This window comes from Alcanivorax sp. UBA3183 (genome assembly GCF_002364155.1).
Lineage (GTDB): Bacteria > Pseudomonadota > Gammaproteobacteria > Pseudomonadales > Alcanivoracaceae > Alcanivorax > Alcanivorax jadensis.
Genome location: NZ_DEXN01000006.1, coordinates 252,328 through 266,836, shown reverse-complemented (window position 1 = coordinate 266,836; position 14,509 = coordinate 252,328). Strand labels below are relative to the sequence as shown.

At 57.1% G+C, this 14,509-nt stretch carries 10 protein-coding genes; 1 reads left to right on the top strand and 9 read right to left on the bottom strand.

Features of this window, described 5'->3' with window-relative positions; all coding sequences use genetic code 11:
• Positions 1-72 precede the first annotated feature (72 nt).
• The 9 genes from B3Q33_RS02650 to cysM form a co-directional block, all read right to left on the bottom strand.
• Complete coding sequence (locus B3Q33_RS02650) at positions 73-591, bottom strand: phosphoribosyl-AMP cyclohydrolase (protein WP_272975765.1); 519 nt, start codon at positions 589-591, stop codon at positions 73-75.
• Between the two features lie 80 nt (positions 592-671).
• Positions 672-1,346, bottom strand: a complete 675-nt coding sequence (locus B3Q33_RS02645; RefSeq protein ID WP_272975764.1) for a response regulator transcription factor — start codon at positions 1,344-1,346, stop codon at positions 672-674.
• Entirely contained in the window at positions 1,343-2,899 is a 1,557-nt protein-coding gene (locus B3Q33_RS02640; RefSeq protein ID WP_272975763.1) for a sensor histidine kinase, read from the bottom strand. The genes B3Q33_RS02645 and B3Q33_RS02640 overlap by 4 nt, the downstream gene beginning before the upstream one ends.
• 261 nt (positions 2,900-3,160) lie before the next feature.
• Complete coding sequence (locus B3Q33_RS02635; protein WP_272975762.1) at positions 3,161-4,303, bottom strand: OprO/OprP family phosphate-selective porin; 1,143 nt, start codon at positions 4,301-4,303, stop codon at positions 3,161-3,163.
• Positions 4,304-4,736: 433 nt separating this feature from the next.
• A complete protein-coding gene (gene mazG / locus B3Q33_RS02630; RefSeq protein ID WP_272975761.1) occupies positions 4,737-5,516 on the bottom strand; it encodes a nucleoside triphosphate pyrophosphohydrolase in 780 nt (259 codons plus the stop codon).
• Between the two features lie 207 nt (positions 5,517-5,723).
• On the bottom strand, positions 5,724-7,961 hold the full coding sequence (gene relA, locus B3Q33_RS02625) for a GTP diphosphokinase (RefSeq protein ID WP_273010255.1): 2,238 nt from the start codon (positions 7,959-7,961) through the stop codon (positions 5,724-5,726).
• A gap of 93 nt (positions 7,962-8,054) precedes the next feature.
• A complete protein-coding gene (gene rlmD / locus B3Q33_RS02620) occupies positions 8,055-9,395 on the bottom strand; it encodes a 23S rRNA (uracil(1939)-C(5))-methyltransferase RlmD (protein ID WP_272961584.1) in 1,341 nt (446 codons plus the stop codon).
• A gap of 111 nt (positions 9,396-9,506) precedes the next feature.
• Positions 9,507-10,277 (bottom strand): 3'-5' exonuclease, encoded by a 771-nt coding sequence (locus B3Q33_RS02615; RefSeq protein ID WP_035246819.1) that lies wholly within the window; start codon positions 10,275-10,277, stop codon positions 9,507-9,509.
• Between the two features lie 50 nt (positions 10,278-10,327).
• Entirely contained in the window at positions 10,328-11,224 is an 897-nt protein-coding gene (gene cysM, locus B3Q33_RS02610; RefSeq protein ID WP_035246904.1) for a cysteine synthase CysM, read from the bottom strand.
• Between the two features lie 297 nt (positions 11,225-11,521).
• Here cysM and B3Q33_RS02605 point away from each other — a divergent pair, with 297 nt between their 5' ends.
• Positions 11,522-14,230, top strand: coding sequence for an ATP-binding protein (locus B3Q33_RS02605; protein ID WP_035246817.1), 2,709 nt, complete (start codon positions 11,522-11,524; stop codon positions 14,228-14,230).
• The last annotated feature ends 279 nt before the right edge of the window (positions 14,231-14,509 follow it).

The following is a 14,509-nucleotide window of genomic DNA, read 5'->3' as shown; positions in this document are numbered from 1 at the left end:
GACTCGACGCCAGCCAAAAAAAAGCCGCCCATTTGCGTGGGCGGCAATGCTTCAAGATTGAGGGGGGAGAAATTACTTCGCGTACGGCAGGGATGAGTGATGCAGGTTGATCAACAGCTCATCATCCACATGCGTATAACCGAAGCTGTACTCGACCTTGACTTCTTCACCTTCGACGGTGGTGAAGTAATAATTGCCCATAGCGATTGCCTGGCTTCCATTAATGATCACTTCTTCGTTTTCAAAGCGAACATTGGTCCATGGTTTGATGGCAAAACCTTTATCTTCCTCGATGGAACCGCCAACGAAGTAGCTCAACGCTTCGTCAAAATCGCCTCGAAACTGGTCATCAGCGGCCAGAGTCGGCTTGAATGCAACTGGACCGTGGTCGTATGCATAGAGATCATCAATCAAGTCTTTTGCTACTTGGGAGTAATCTCCGCCGCTGGTCTTAGCTTCACCGATTTCAACAATACCTGTGCCCCATTTTTTCTGGGCCTCGATAATATCTGACTCGGTGATTGCCGAGGCGAAGACGGAAGTAGATGCAAGAGACAAAGCCGAGATAGCGAACAGAGACTGAATTTTCATGGTTTAACTCCTGTTGAATTTCAGGAGTAACTGTAATATTCCGGCTATGAATGGGTACTTTAGCCAACATTAACAGAAGATTAACATTGGTCAGAATTCGAGATCCGGTACCCAACGCCACGGACGGTTTCGATGAAAGAACCATCATCATTTAATTTGACTCGTATTCGCCGAATGTAGACATCAACAATATTTGTCATAGGATCTTCACTGTTTGACCAAACCCGCGACAATATCTTCTCTCTCGAAAGAACCTTTCCCTGGTTAGTCAAAAAATACCGTAAAAGATCAAACTCCATTTGAGTCATCTTGACCACAATGTTGTTTTTCCACACCAGACGCTGGTCGACATCCATGACAACATCCCCCGACTTCAGCAAGTCTTCAGCATGCTGGGCAAATCGTCGGGAAAGCGCCTCTATCCGCGCAAGAAGCTCCTCAAAATCAAAGGGTTTTCCCAGGTAATCATCGGCTCCAGATCTTAACCCCAGAATTCTGTCCTCCGTATCATCCAGGGCTGTGAGCATCAAAACCTTGGTTTCCGGCTTTTTTTCCTTGATTTTAGTCAGAACATACATGCCATCTTTTTTGGGAAGCATACGGTCCAGGATAACCAGCTCATAATCGCCATAAAGGCAGGCCTGCAGGGCTTTCTCTCCATCCGTAGCCACATCGCAAAAATATCCCTCAGCCTTGAGCCCCCGAAATAAAAAAGAAGCCAGCCTTTCTTCATCTTCTACGATAAGAATCTTCATACGCTCTCTTCACACGGCAACTCAATCTCAATGGAGGTTCCTTTCCCCAAATCGCTCTCAAGGTTAATTTTCCCTTCATGGGCATCAATGATCGACTTGGCGACAGCCAGACCCAGGCCAACCCCCTTGCTTCGGGATGAGGATCTTCCGCCTCGATAAAACCGCTCAAAAACAAAAGGGATATCCCTGGGATCGATGCCAACGCCATCATCAGTAACACGAACAACCGCCTTGCCCTGTTGCTTCAAAACGGAAACCTTCACTGATGAGCCCCCACCCGAGTAAGAAAGGGCATTCTCTACCAGTATGATAAAAAGCTGCTTTATTCTGTCTGGGTCAATGACCGCGGATACCGGCACCGGATGACTTGCCTCAAGAGAGACATCATTCTTGTCAGCCAGGGATCGCATATCACGGATAACTTCATCTGCCAAAGCCGTGAGATCAACATTACGCTTGTCAATACGCATGGTTCCAGAGTCTGTGCGCGCCACAAACAATAGATCATCGACCAGGTGTGACAGAGATATGGCCTGTTCATGAATACAGGTGAGTGCATCCTGATAATCCCTCACATCCCTGTCTGCATGACGTAATGCCACTTGCGCTTCGCCGCGGATAATGGTCAGCGGCGTCCTGAGTTCATGGCTGATATCCGCGAGAAAGCTCCGTCTCACTGAGTCACTCTTGGCCAGTTCTGCGTTCACCGCCATCAACTCGGTTGTTCTTTGTGAGACTTTATACTCCAGTTCCAGACGAGCCTGATCCTCTGACAAATGCTGGATCTGTAATTTCTCGGTCATGACATTAAATAAAACCGCTATCTGGTCAAATTCTTTGTCGAAACCGCGAGGAACCCTGTATGAAAAATCTCCCTTGCCAATAGCATCTGCAGCATCACTGATTGCAGAAAGCGGCCGGGTAACGGAATTCACCAGAACCCAGACACCCACCCCCATCAAAACAACGGCGAGGAACCCCAGACCGATCGAAACCCAGAATATGGTTACATTCATGGCATCAATACGGGCGTTGAATGCCTTGACCACGTTGGTTTGTCGAACGACGGCAGAATTAATGGAGTCCCTGAACTCAACATCGATCTTCTCTTCGAGAATAAACTTCATCTCATTTTCAATTTCACTCAGCGGTAACTTGGAGATACCTTCCAGTGAATAGATGATCGAATCGATGATTCTCTCAAGGTCATCTGTATCCTCTATGGTGCCCTGAGTATATTCTTCTCCTGCTGTTTCTCTTTGCTGGCGCTCCAGAACCTTGATTTTCCCCAGAGATTCGGAAACTAGCGCCCTTTTGTTTCTCACTTTTGCCTGATTTGCCTGATCCCCAAAGAGAATCTCATCGGTAAGCTGTTTGAAAAGACGATAAGAGGTACTGGATAGCTTGAGGTGTTCAGAAAGCAGAGAGTTTGCCATATTGATCTGCTGGATCTGCTTCGCGGTCACAAAGGATGACCAAACGATGGTAATCACCGCCAGCACGACGAGAACAATACTCAGGAAGGAAAAGGCAACAATTTTTCTTTTGTACACATTTGTTCCCCAATATCACTCTCACGATCCAAGTTTGGCCTCACGATGTAAGCCAATAGCCCCATAGGTGCGTCTATTTAAGCGACCTACCCTGAATGAAAAGACTATTCCTATCCGGCAGGCAAGAAAAACCCGAACAGCTGCCTGTACCGGGAACCAACCCGTTTCAAAACAAAAAAATCGAGCCCCAAACGAGGCTCGATTCTAGAAAATACCCTGAATCAGGGCAAGACTGCGTCAATAGACTTGTTAAGACATGCTTTAGAATGCCATCTGGGCACGCAGGGCCACCTGGTTGGACTCATCACCAGTCAGGGTATTCTCACCCATCACGTAGTTAAGCATGAAGCGCATGGCCGGATTGAGGTAGTAATTCACACCTACACTGGTGGTTTTTGCTTCCAGGTCTTTCACATCCTTGTTTTCGATGTAGTCATAACGCGCGGTCAACTGGACAATGTTGTTCCCTTTGGCGGTAGTGAACACACCTTTACTGGACTTATAAGGCTTCATCTGACCAGTTAGAGTGTATGCGCCCTGGATGTAATAGGTCTGAACCTCTTCATCGCCACCGGTGGCATTACCAAAGTCTGCAATCGCATATTCTGCTTGTGCGAACACAGGGCCCGCTGAAATTGCTGCTTCAAGCCCTACAGTGTTCACTCTTTCGCCTTCCGTCGTCAGAGCGATTGTCTGGCTGGGACCTCGGCGACCTACATAGTCCGCCTCGGCTTCGAAAGCCGTAGTCATGCTGTTGGCATTTTCCACGGAGTAGGAAGCACCCATGTGCACTACCATGTTGTCTTGCATGATCGGTGCAAATGTCGCCCGGGCAGAACCGCCTAGACCCTCGTTACGGTTATCGCCAGCTGACTTGGTATTGAAACCCGCTACACCAAGGGTGTACTGGTCATCAGAGATCAAATAGCCAACACCTTGCTGGAACTGACGGCCGTTGTAGATACCCGTGGCGGAAGCGTAAGGACGCTCCATCATCAGGATATCGTTGGAGCTGGTGATTTCTTCCATGCTTCTGTAAGGCTTGAACTGACCAATAGTCAGTTTACCGGGACCGACTTTGGTGTAGATGTTCATGTCACGGAAACCGGTACCCGTGGTACCACTTTGACCGGCAAAGTCGTTTTCAAACACATAGCCCCAGTCGTAGAGCTTACCCTTCAGGGTGATACGCGCACGACGAAACTCAGAAGTGCTGGTCGAATCAGTGAGGTCATTGTCGAAAAAATACGCATCAAAATGAATACGCCCCCCCACAGACCCTTCAAAGTTTCCGTCAGCGGATACAATTTTCAGACCACCGCGCGTTTGCGCGTCGTCTGCAATCACTAATGCCGGGCTTGCAACAGCAGCTCCGACCAAAACTGCTAACATCTGCTTCTTCATTTGATTTTCCCTCAATCAGGCAATTCAGGCGTTTTAAACAGTACTGCTTATCCCTGCGCAAACAGGCTTTGTTACTGCTTGGTGACGCAGTATGGGGAGTTAGAGTGACGGAAAAGTTGCTCAAATGTGAAGTTTTTGTTTCAGAGGGAACTTTTGACTGTAGAGGCTAACCGCTGCCTTGAACTGTAGGAGCTATGCTTGCATGGCGAACCGCGCTTGCGCGGAAATCGCCCGTAGGGCGATCAGGAATCCCAAAATTCGACTGGTCTCTCCAGAAACAATGCCGATAGCCTCGACCTCTCTCGCCTCGCTACACGAGGTTCGCCATGCAAGCATAGTTATTCGCTTCGCTCACCCTTCGGGCCGCACTGCACTAAATGCGTTACTCCGCTACGCTCCGTTCCTACAATGGAAGACTGCAGAGATTCTCGCGCTACAGCTCCCCCGACTTTTTCGCCTTCTGCCAGGCGGCTTCCAGGGCGTCGTCGTCCAAGGTATTGAGAGGCTCGGGCTGGTCGTGCTCCATTTGCCGGAAGCGGCGTTCGAATTTGGCGGTGGCCTTGCGCAGGGCCTGTTCCGGGTCCAGCCTCAGGTGGCGGGACAGGTTCACCAGGGTGAACAGCACATCGCCGAATTCATCCTCAATGTCAGCTCGGTCGCCACTGGCCAGGGCCTCATCCAGTTCTGCCAGTTCATAGTCTACCTGGCGGCGTACCGGTGGTGTTTCCGGCCAGTCGAAGCCGACTTTGGCAGCTTTCTTCTGTACCTTGGCGGCCCGTTGCAGGGCTGGCAGGCCCGCGGGGACGCCATCCAGGGCGCTGTCGTGCTCCCTGCCCTTGGCGGCGCGTTCCTGTTGCTTGATGGCCTCCCAATTGACCTTCACGGCCTGCTCGTCGGCGGCATCCGACTCACCGAACACATGGGGATGGCGGCGCACCATCTTGTCGCACAGCACCTGAACCACGTTGTTGAAGTCGAACAGTCCCCGCTCCCGAGCGATCTGGGAATGGAACACCACCTGCAACAACAGATCCCCCAACTCTTCCTTCAATTCCGGGTAGTCCCGCTGGGCAATCGCCTCCGCCACCTCGAAAGCTTCTTCGATGGTATAGGGGGCAATGGAGTCAAAGTCCTGCTTCACATCCCAGGGGCAGCCGGAGTCCGGATCGCGCAGTTGAGCCATGATGGACAGCAGTGTTTCGGTGTTAGACATGCTTTCCTCTGTTGGTAGCGGCCGTGCTTACGAAAAGGCGACGTAGATTAGTTAACAGTGAATAGTGAACAGTTAAGAGCGCGCGGGCTGTCGCTATTGTGTTTTCAAGCGATGAGGCCGCGCTCAAACGATGGGCGCGGCCTCGGTATTGCAAAACAGGAAACCCTGTCCCCCGCGAACTATTAACTATTCACTGTTAACTATTCACTATTTTTTATACCGCCGCACCTCAAGCACCCCCTTCAGCTGGTCCATCTTGGCCAGCACCTTGCCCAGGTTGCCGAGGGTGGCGATTTCCAGGGTGAGGAGCATGGTGGCGGTGTTGTCGTCCTGGTGGGACTGGGTGTGGACGGCGGTGACATTGACCTTTTCGTTGGCCAGTACCGCGATCACATCCTTGAGCAGGCCCTGGCGATCCCAGGCACGCAGGAAGACATCTACCGGGTAGGTAATGCGGTCGGCTTCGCCCCAGGTGACCTCGATGACCCGGTTGGGGTCATCGCCCTGCATGGCCAGCAGCTTCTCACAGTCGGCACGGTGTACGGTGACGCCGCGCCCGTGGGTGATAAAGCCCATGACCGGGTCGCCGGGGACCGGCTGGCAGCAGCCTGCCATGTGGGTGAGCAGGTTGCCCACCCCCTGGATGGTCACATCGCCGGTTTTCGAGGCCTTGGGCTTGGACAACACCAGGTCCAGTTCCCGCTGGCTGTCATCGGGCTGCAGGGCCTGCACCTGATTGACCACATGCCCGGGGCGCAGGTCGCCGGCGCCCAGGGCCGCCAGCACGTCGTCGCCGGTTTTCAGGTTCAGATGCGGGGCCAGGGTGTCCAAGTCCACCTTGTCCAGTGCCAGGCGGGACATCTCTCTCTCGAGAATGGCCTTGCCCTGAATGATGTGTGCATCGCGATCCTGGCGCTTGAACCACTGGTGAATGCGCGCCCGCGCCGAGGACGTGGCCACGTAGCCCAGCGACGGGGTCAGCCAGTCGCGGCTGGGGCCGCCCTCCTTGGCGGTGAGGATGGTGACCTGCTCGCCGGTGTTGAGGGTGTAGTTGAGCGGCACGATGTGGCCATTGATTTTGGCACCCCGGCAGCGGTGCCCCACTTCGGTGTGGATGTGATAGGCGAAGTCCACCGGGGTGGCGCCGGCTTCCAGATCCACCACGTGGCCCTCCGGGGTGAACACATAGACCCGGTCGCTGACCAGGCCGTGACGCAGCTCGTCCACCATGGTGTCCGGGCTGTCCTCGCCCAGCTCTTCGTGCCATTCGAGTACCTGGCGCAGCCAGGCGATACGCTGCTCGTAGTCGCTGACGCCGCTCTTGCCCTTCTTGGCGCCTTCCTTGTATCGCCAGTGGGCGCACACACCCAGCTCCGCCTCTTCATGCATGGTGAAGGTACGGATCTGCACTTCCAGCATCTTGCGTTCCGGGCCCACCACGGCGGTGTGCAGGCTCTGGTAACCGTTGGCTTTGGGGCTGGCGATATAGTCGTCGAATTCCTTGGGCACGTGCTGCCACAGGGAATGGACGATGCCCAGGGCGCCGTAGCAGTCACGCAGTTCCGGTACCAACACCCGCACGGCGCGGACGTCGTAGACTTCGCCGAATTCCAGGTGCTTTTTCTGCATCTTCCGCCAGATGCTGTAGATATGCTTGGCCCGGCCATGGACCTCGGCGCCGTGGATGCCGTTTTTCTCCAGGTAGCCACGAAGCTGCTCCAGCACATTGTCGATGTACTGTTCCCGGGCCAGGCGCTTTTCGTCCAACAGCTTGGCGATCTTCTTGTAGGCGCCGGGCTGCAGATAGCGGAAGGACAGGTCCTCCAGCTCCCACTTGAGCTGCCCGACCCCCAGACGATGGGCCAGGGGCGCGTAGATATCGAAGATTTCCTGGGCCACCTTGCGCTGGCGCTCGGGCTCGGATTCCTTCACGGCACGGATGATCACGGTCCGCTCGGCCAGTTTCACCAAGGCCACGCGCACGTCGTCGACCATGGCCACCAGCATCTTGCGCATGTTGTCGAGCTGGCCGTCCTGCTGGCCGAGCACCGCCTTGCGAGTGGGGTTCAAATTGGTGCTGATGGCGGCCATGCGCAGCACGCCTTCGATCAGGCGGGCCACGTCCGGGCCGAATTCCTTTTCCACCTCCGGCAGTGATATCTGCCCTTCGCGCACGGAGCGGTAAAGGATGGCAGCGGGCAGTACATCCGTATCGGCGCCCAGGTCCACCAACACCTCGGCCATTTCCAGGCCGATATCCAGGCAGCCCTTGCCGTAGGGCCAGTGGCGGCCGGCGGCCTCCCCGGCCATCTGGCACTGTTCCGACCGCTCACAGGCCTGCTCCAGTGCCTCGCCGTTGCGCACTGGGGCCCGGGTATCCAGGTGCGCCAGCCAGTCACGCCAGTGACCGGTAGCGCCTTCTGTGGGGCGGCGTACTGTTACCATGATCCTCTCCGAGGCGCCGGAGGCCTGACGCGAGACGCCTGACGCAGAAGACATCTCCGCGTCAGGCGTCCGCCGTCTGGCGTCCGGCGCATGTTATTTCTTCTCAAACACCGCGATGGATTCCACGTGGGTGGTGTGAGGAAACATATCGATCACACCCGCCGCTTTCAGACGGTACCCCAGGGCGGTGAGTTCCCCGGCATCACGCGCCAATGTGGCCGGATTGCAGGATACATAGACGATCCGTTTCGCACCAAAGCGGGGCATCAGTTTCATCATTTCCAGCGCACCGGTGCGCGGCGGGTCAATCAGGACACGATCATACTTGCGGTTGGCCCAGCTTTGCCCGGCCACATCCTGACTCAGATCCCAGGCGTGGAAGTCCAGGTTTTCCAGGCCATTGCGGCGGGCATTCTCGTAGCCACGCTCGACCATGGCCCTGCTGACTTCCACGCCCACCACCTTGCTGGCCCGCTTGGCCGCCGGGATGGTGAAGTTACCCAGGCCACAGAACAGATCCAGCACGGTGTCGTCCGGGGAGATGTCCAGCAAGTCCAGTGCCAACGGCACCATCTTGCGGTTGATCTCCGCGTTTACCTGGGTGAAATCCGTGGGATGGAAGGCCAGTTCCACATCGGCGGAGGGGTGGCGGTAGTGGAGCCGCTCTTCGTTCTCCGCCCCGGTGAGCGCCGGCCAGATACGATGCACGGTACTTTCGTTACCAGGCTGCAGGTACAGGTGCCACCCCAGAGGCTGACAGAAATCCAGGAAGGCCTGTTGATCCTCATCGGGCAGCGGGTCCAGATGGCGGATGATCAACGCCACCTCGTCGTCGCCGGCGGCCAGCTCGATCTGCGGAATGCGGCTGCGGCTCTTGAGGCCATGCATCAGTGTACGCAGGTCTGACAGGCGATGGCCCACGGATGGAATCAGCACTTCGCACTGCTGCAGCTGGGCGATGAAGCTGTTGCGCTTTTCCCGGAAGCCCACCAGGGTTTCGCCTTTGGCTTCCACGTATTTTACGCCCATGCGGGCCTTGCTGCGGTAGCCGGTGACCGGGCCGGTAAGCGGTGCCAGCCATTCTTTCGGTTCCAGCCCACCGAAGTGCTGCAGTTGCTCGCGCAGTACGGCTTCCTTGCGGGCGAGCTGCACATCCGGGTTCATGTGCTGCAGACTGCAGCCACCGCACAGGGTGCTGTGCTGGCACGGGGGCTCGACCCGATCCGGCGAGGCCTGAACAATTTCTACTGCCTTACCCTCGTCGAATTTGCTGCGCATGTAGGTGAACTTGAACATCACCTCTTCGCCGGGCAGGGCGTTGTCGATAAAGGTGGTCTTGCCATCACGGCGGGCAATGCCGCGGCCGTCGTGGCTGAGTGATTCAATGCTGGCGGGTTCCGGGGTTTCCGGTAGCTGCTTGCGTTTTCGGGCCATGAAGATCTCTTGTCATCGATTATGCTGTTGGAACCTTGCTTGCAAGGCGAAGGGGCATACCGGGCCCTTCGCCTTGCAAGCAAGGCTCCAACGAATTCTTGGGAGGGCTGGTTAACCCTGCCAGGCTTCCAGGAAGCCGAGGAAGTGCGGGTGGCCTTCGGCTTTCAGGTAATCCTTCAGCAGGGTCAGTTCCTGCTCGTAGCCGGTGGGGTCCAGTTCGCCGCGCATCAGCTGGAAGCGCAGGTAGACCAGCCAGGTGTTGAGCACGTCGGTTTCACAGTAGTCGCGAATGCCCTTGAGGTTACCTTCCTGGAAGGCATCGAATACCTTGCCGCCGCTCATGCCCATCTTGCCGGGAAAGCCCAGCAGGGTGGCGATCTGGTCCAACGGGGCGTTGGCCCGGGCGTTGAACAGGGCCAGCTGATCCATCAGGTCCAGGTGGCGCTGGTGGTAACGGCTGAGGTAGTTGTTCCATTTGAAGCTGGAGTCTTCATTACCGGTTTCCCAGTAACGACGGGCCTGCACGCCATGCTTGAGCGCCCGGTAGTGCAGCACCGGCAGATCAAACCCGCCCCCGTTCCAGCTCACCAGGTTCGGCGTGAAGCGGTCGATGCCGTCGTAGAAGCGCTCAATCAGCTCCTTCTCGGTGCTGTCTTCGTCTCCCAGGGACCAGACTTTGACGCCCTGGGTGGAGCGCAACACCACGGAAATGGCGACGATACGGTGCAGATGCAGGCGCAGGAATTCGGTGCCATTTTCCTGGCGGCGCAGGTTCAACAGGGCACTGGCTGTGTCCTTGTCGTTCAGACCGTCCAGGTCATAGATGCGTCGTCCACCGTCCAGGTCGGGGATGGTCTCGATATCGAATACCAGTACGTTCATTCAGCTCTCCAAAATGGCAAGGGCCCGCTTCAGGTAGCGGGCATCCAGCGTCAGGCTTCTTGCTGGAACACCCCCGTGGACAGGTAACGGTCGCCGCGGTCACAGATGATGGCCACGATGACGGCGTTTTCAAGCTCTTCACTCAGGCGCAGGGCCCCGGCAACGGCACCGCCGGAGGAGACACCACAGCTAATGCCCTCTTCCCGGGCCAGCCGGCGCATGGTGTGTTCGGCCAGGGCCTGATCCATATCCATTACCCGATCTACCCGGGAGTCATCGTAGATGGACGGCAGGTATTCCTTCGGCCAGCGACGGATGCCGGGGATGGACGAGCCTTCAGTGGGCTGCAGGCCGACAATCTGGATCGCCGGATTCTGCTCTTTCAGGTACATGCTGCAGCCCATGATGGTACCGGTGGTGCCCATGGAGCTGACAAAGTGGGTAACGCCACCGTCGGTATCACGCCAGATCTCCGGGCCGGTGCTTTCATAATGGGCCATGGGATTGTCCGCGTTGGCGAACTGGTCCAGCACCCTGCCCTCGCCCCGGGCCTGCATGGCCTGGGCCAGATCACGAGCGCCTTCCATGCCCTCTTCCTTGGTCACGGAAATCAGCTCGGCGCCGTAAGCTGCCATGGCGTCGCGGCGTTCCTGGCTCTGGTTGGCGGGCATGATCAGTTTCATGCGGTAGCCACGCATGGCGGCGGCCATGGCCAGGGCAATACCGGTGTTACCGCTGGTGGCTTCGATGAGGGTATCGCCGGGTTTGATCTCGCCCCGCGCTTCGGCCTTCATGATCATGTTCAGGGCCGGACGATCTTTCACCGAGCCTGCAGGATTGTTGCCTTCCAGCTTCACCAGAATGGTATTGGTGGTGTCGCCCGGCATCCGCTGCAGGCGAACCAGGGGCGTATTGCCCACGGTCTGTTCGATGGTTTTATGGTTCATGGCGCGCATTGTACCTAAAGCGACAACACGCAACACGCTTCATGTACCCAACGGCATACTGGACATTGGAGGGGAAACACCCGTTGGAACGTAGCGCAGCGGAGTAACACCCGGCAGGGCGGCGAAGCGAATAACCTTGCTCGCAAAGCGAAGGCCACAATCTGCTGCCGTGCCTGCTGGCAACCCTTCGCCTTGCGAGCAAGGCTTCAACGGCTGCTAAAACGAAATGGCAGGGTCCGTGGCAGCTGCCCCTATCTCAGGCATAATGGGCGAAAACAACAGCAAGAACGGGGATTCATGGTCAACCAAAGCCTGCGCTCACGCCTGATGTTCATGGCCATTTTACCCGCTCTGATGGCGGCGCTGGTGGTGGGTGGCTATTCCCTGGTGAATCGGCTGGTGGATGTGCGCGATACCAATGCCCAGCGCCAGCAGCTGGTGGCCGACAGCTTTGCCGCCCGCCTGGAAAGCACCCCCATCACTGACACTGCTCGCCAGCAACAGTTGTTGCGCCAGTTGCTGGAAGCCGAAGACGTGCGTGCTGCCACTCTGAACTTCAGTGGTGATAATCCTACTCTCCATGCCGGGCCAAGACTGCGTCCGGTCACCAGCATTAATCAGAAAGACAGTCGGCAACGGCTGGTTACCGATACCAGCTGGCAACTGACCCGCAATATCAACCCCGGGGAACCGGCCATCTTAACTGTGGAATTTACCCGCCAGGGGGAATACGTCTCGACCCTTGAAGGGCTGATCACCGTGATTCTGGTGATGGTGGGCCTGATGCTGTTGGCCATGGTGCCCGCTCTGCGCTTTTCCCACCAGCTGACAAACCCGATCGGGGAAATGGTGGCAGCCGTGCGGCGCATTCGCGACGGTGACCTGAGCATGGCCATTCATACTCAGGCCAAGGGGGAGCTGGCAGACCTGGAGACTGCCCTGCGCCAGATGGTGTCGGCACTGGCCGATGCCCAGACCGAGCTGCAGCAGAACGTGGACCAGGCTACCCAGGATCTGCGCGAAACCCTGGAAACCATCGAGATCCAGAATATCGAGCTGGACATGGCCCGCAAGGAAGCGCTCAAGGCCAGCCAGATCAAGTCGGAATTCCTGGCCAACATGAGCCACGAAATCCGCACCCCGCTCAATGGCATCATCGGCTTTACCAAGCTGCTGGAAAAATCCTCCATGAGCCCCCGGCAGCAGGATTACCTGGGCACCATTCACAAGAGCGCCGATTCGCTGCTGGCGATCATCAACGACATTCTGGATTTCTCCAAGATCGAGGCAGGCAAGCTGTCGCTTGAGCATACCCCGCTCAACCTGCACGATCTGATCGAGGATGTGCAGACCCTGCTGGCCCCCATGGCTCAGGACCGGGGCCTGGAACAGGCTGCCATCATCTACTCCGATGTGCCGGTGAACCTGCTCGGTGACCCGCTGCGTATCCGCCAGGTGCTCACCAATCTGCTCAGCAATGCCATCAAGTTCACCGAGCAAGGCTCGGTGGTGGTACGCGCCATGCTGGAGGAAGACCGGGGTGCAGAGGCGATTATCAAGCTGACGGTGACCGATACCGGCAACGGCCTGAGCCAGGAGACGCAGAAAAATTTATTCAGCGCCTTTACCCAGGCAGACCAGAGTGCCCGCCGCCAGGAAGGTGGCACTGGCCTGGGGCTGGCCATCAGCAAACGTCTGGTAGAAGGCATGGGCGGCGAGATCGGCATCGACAGCAGTGAGGGCCAGGGGTCCACCTTCTGGTTCACCCTGCGTGCTGAGCGGGACCCGAAACAGCGCCCGTCTCCCCATCTGGAACACTTCCGGGGCCGCACAGTGACGCTGGTGGAAACCGACGAATATGGCCGACTCGGTCTGTATCACATGCTCAGCCACTGGCAGATGCGCATCAACGAATTCCACAGTCTGGATGACCTGATGGCCGCGCTGGACCGGGGGGAACTGGTCAACAGTGATTTTCTCATCGTGGGCCTACCCGCCCACCCGCAAAAACAGAGCATGCAGCCAGTTCTGGATAATCTGGCCGCCCTGGGCCAGCCCATGCTTGCCCTGAGCAATAACCCGGAAACCGTGTGCCGCTGGCTGGAGCACTATCCCCATTGCCAGGTGCAGGGCAAACCGGCCACCCGCCAACGTCTGTTCAACGCCCTGCTGGCTTTGAGTGGCGAACTGGATAGCAGTGAGCTGGATGCCCACACCGACAACCGGCTAGATTACCCGGTATCGGTCATGGTGGTGGACGATCACCCTGGTAACCTGAAGCTGGCCAGGGTCTTTCTGGAAGAGTTGGGCGCCATCGTCACGCCCTGTGACAGCGGCCAACAGGCTCTGGATGCATTTCGCGACCAGGAGTTCGATCTGGTGTTCATGGACATCCAGATGCCGGGCATGGATGGCAAGGCCACGACGGCCAGAATACGCGAACTGGAAACCCCCGGTTGCCACACCCCCATCGTTGCCCTGACCGCTCACGCCCTGGAAAGCGAACGCCGGGATCTGCTCGACAGTGGTCTGGATGACTATCTGAGTAAACCGATTACCGAAGGGCAGCTTCGCCACACTCTGGAACAGTGGGTAATGGAAAAGCCTCACCAGCCCCTGCCCGATTCAGGGGAAGATAGTGAACCGGACAACGACAAGGTATTCGATGAGGACCTGGCCCGCCGCCGTGCCGGTGGCCGGCAATCGCTGGCCGATGAAATGCTGAAAATGCTGTTGGACAGTCTGTCAGAAGACCGGCCGGCCATTTCTTCTGCCTTCGACAGTGGCGACCAGGAAACCCTGCTGGAACGCGTTCATAAACTCCACGGCGCCACCCGTTACTGTGGCACCCCACGCCTGGAGACAGCAGCGAAGACCCTGGAAGAAGCCCTGAAAACCGGCACCGGCCGGGAGTCCCTGGCACCAATGGTCTCGGCACTCTGTGACGAGATCTGCGCGCTGGAGCATCTATGGCAGGATCAGGGGGAGGAAGTGTCTAGCTACTAGCTTCTAGCTTCGACGCGGGCTCCGCCGTGCAGGCTCAAGGTGCGTTGCCGCGCCTGTAGGAGCGGCGCTAGAGCCGCTAACCGAGCGTAGCGAGGTGACAAAGATCAATCTGGCCGCCATTCTTTCTGAAACCTGTCGAGCTCTGAGATTCCTGATCGCCCTGCGGGCGATTCCCGTGCAAGCGCGGTTCGCCATGCAAGCATAGCTCCTACAGCGGCTTCGTAGAAATGCCGAGGTCCTGGGAACTTTCCAGACCTTCCCTATCCAATCGAGCGTAGC

Bases quoted from the DNA above. Each gene is read 5' to 3' on its own strand.
- B3Q33_RS02635 (WP_272975762.1), bottom strand. From the start codon at position 4,303: ATGAAGAAGCAGATGTTAGCAGTTTTGGTCGGAGCTGCTGTTGCAAGC.
- relA (WP_273010255.1), bottom strand. From the start codon at position 7,961: ATGGTAACAGTACGCCGCCCCACAGAAGGCGCTACCGGTCACTGGCGT.
- rlmD (WP_272961584.1), bottom strand. From the start codon at position 9,395: ATGGCCCGAAAACGCAAGCAGCTACCGGAAACCCCGGAACCCGCCAGC.
- B3Q33_RS02650 (WP_272975765.1), bottom strand. From the start codon at position 591: ATGAAAATTCAGTCTCTGTTCGCTATCTCGGCTTTGTCTCTTGCATCT.
- B3Q33_RS02645 (WP_272975764.1), bottom strand. From the start codon at position 1,346: ATGAAGATTCTTATCGTAGAAGATGAAGAAAGGCTGGCTTCTTTTTTA.
- B3Q33_RS02605 (WP_035246817.1), top strand. From the start codon at position 11,522: ATGGTCAACCAAAGCCTGCGCTCACGCCTGATGTTCATGGCCATTTTA.
- mazG (WP_272975761.1), bottom strand. From the start codon at position 5,516: ATGTCTAACACCGAAACACTGCTGTCCATCATGGCTCAACTGCGCGAT.
- cysM (WP_035246904.1), bottom strand. From the start codon at position 11,224: ATGAACCATAAAACCATCGAACAGACCGTGGGCAATACGCCCCTGGTT.
- B3Q33_RS02615 (WP_035246819.1), bottom strand. From the start codon at position 10,277: ATGAACGTACTGGTATTCGATATCGAGACCATCCCCGACCTGGACGGT.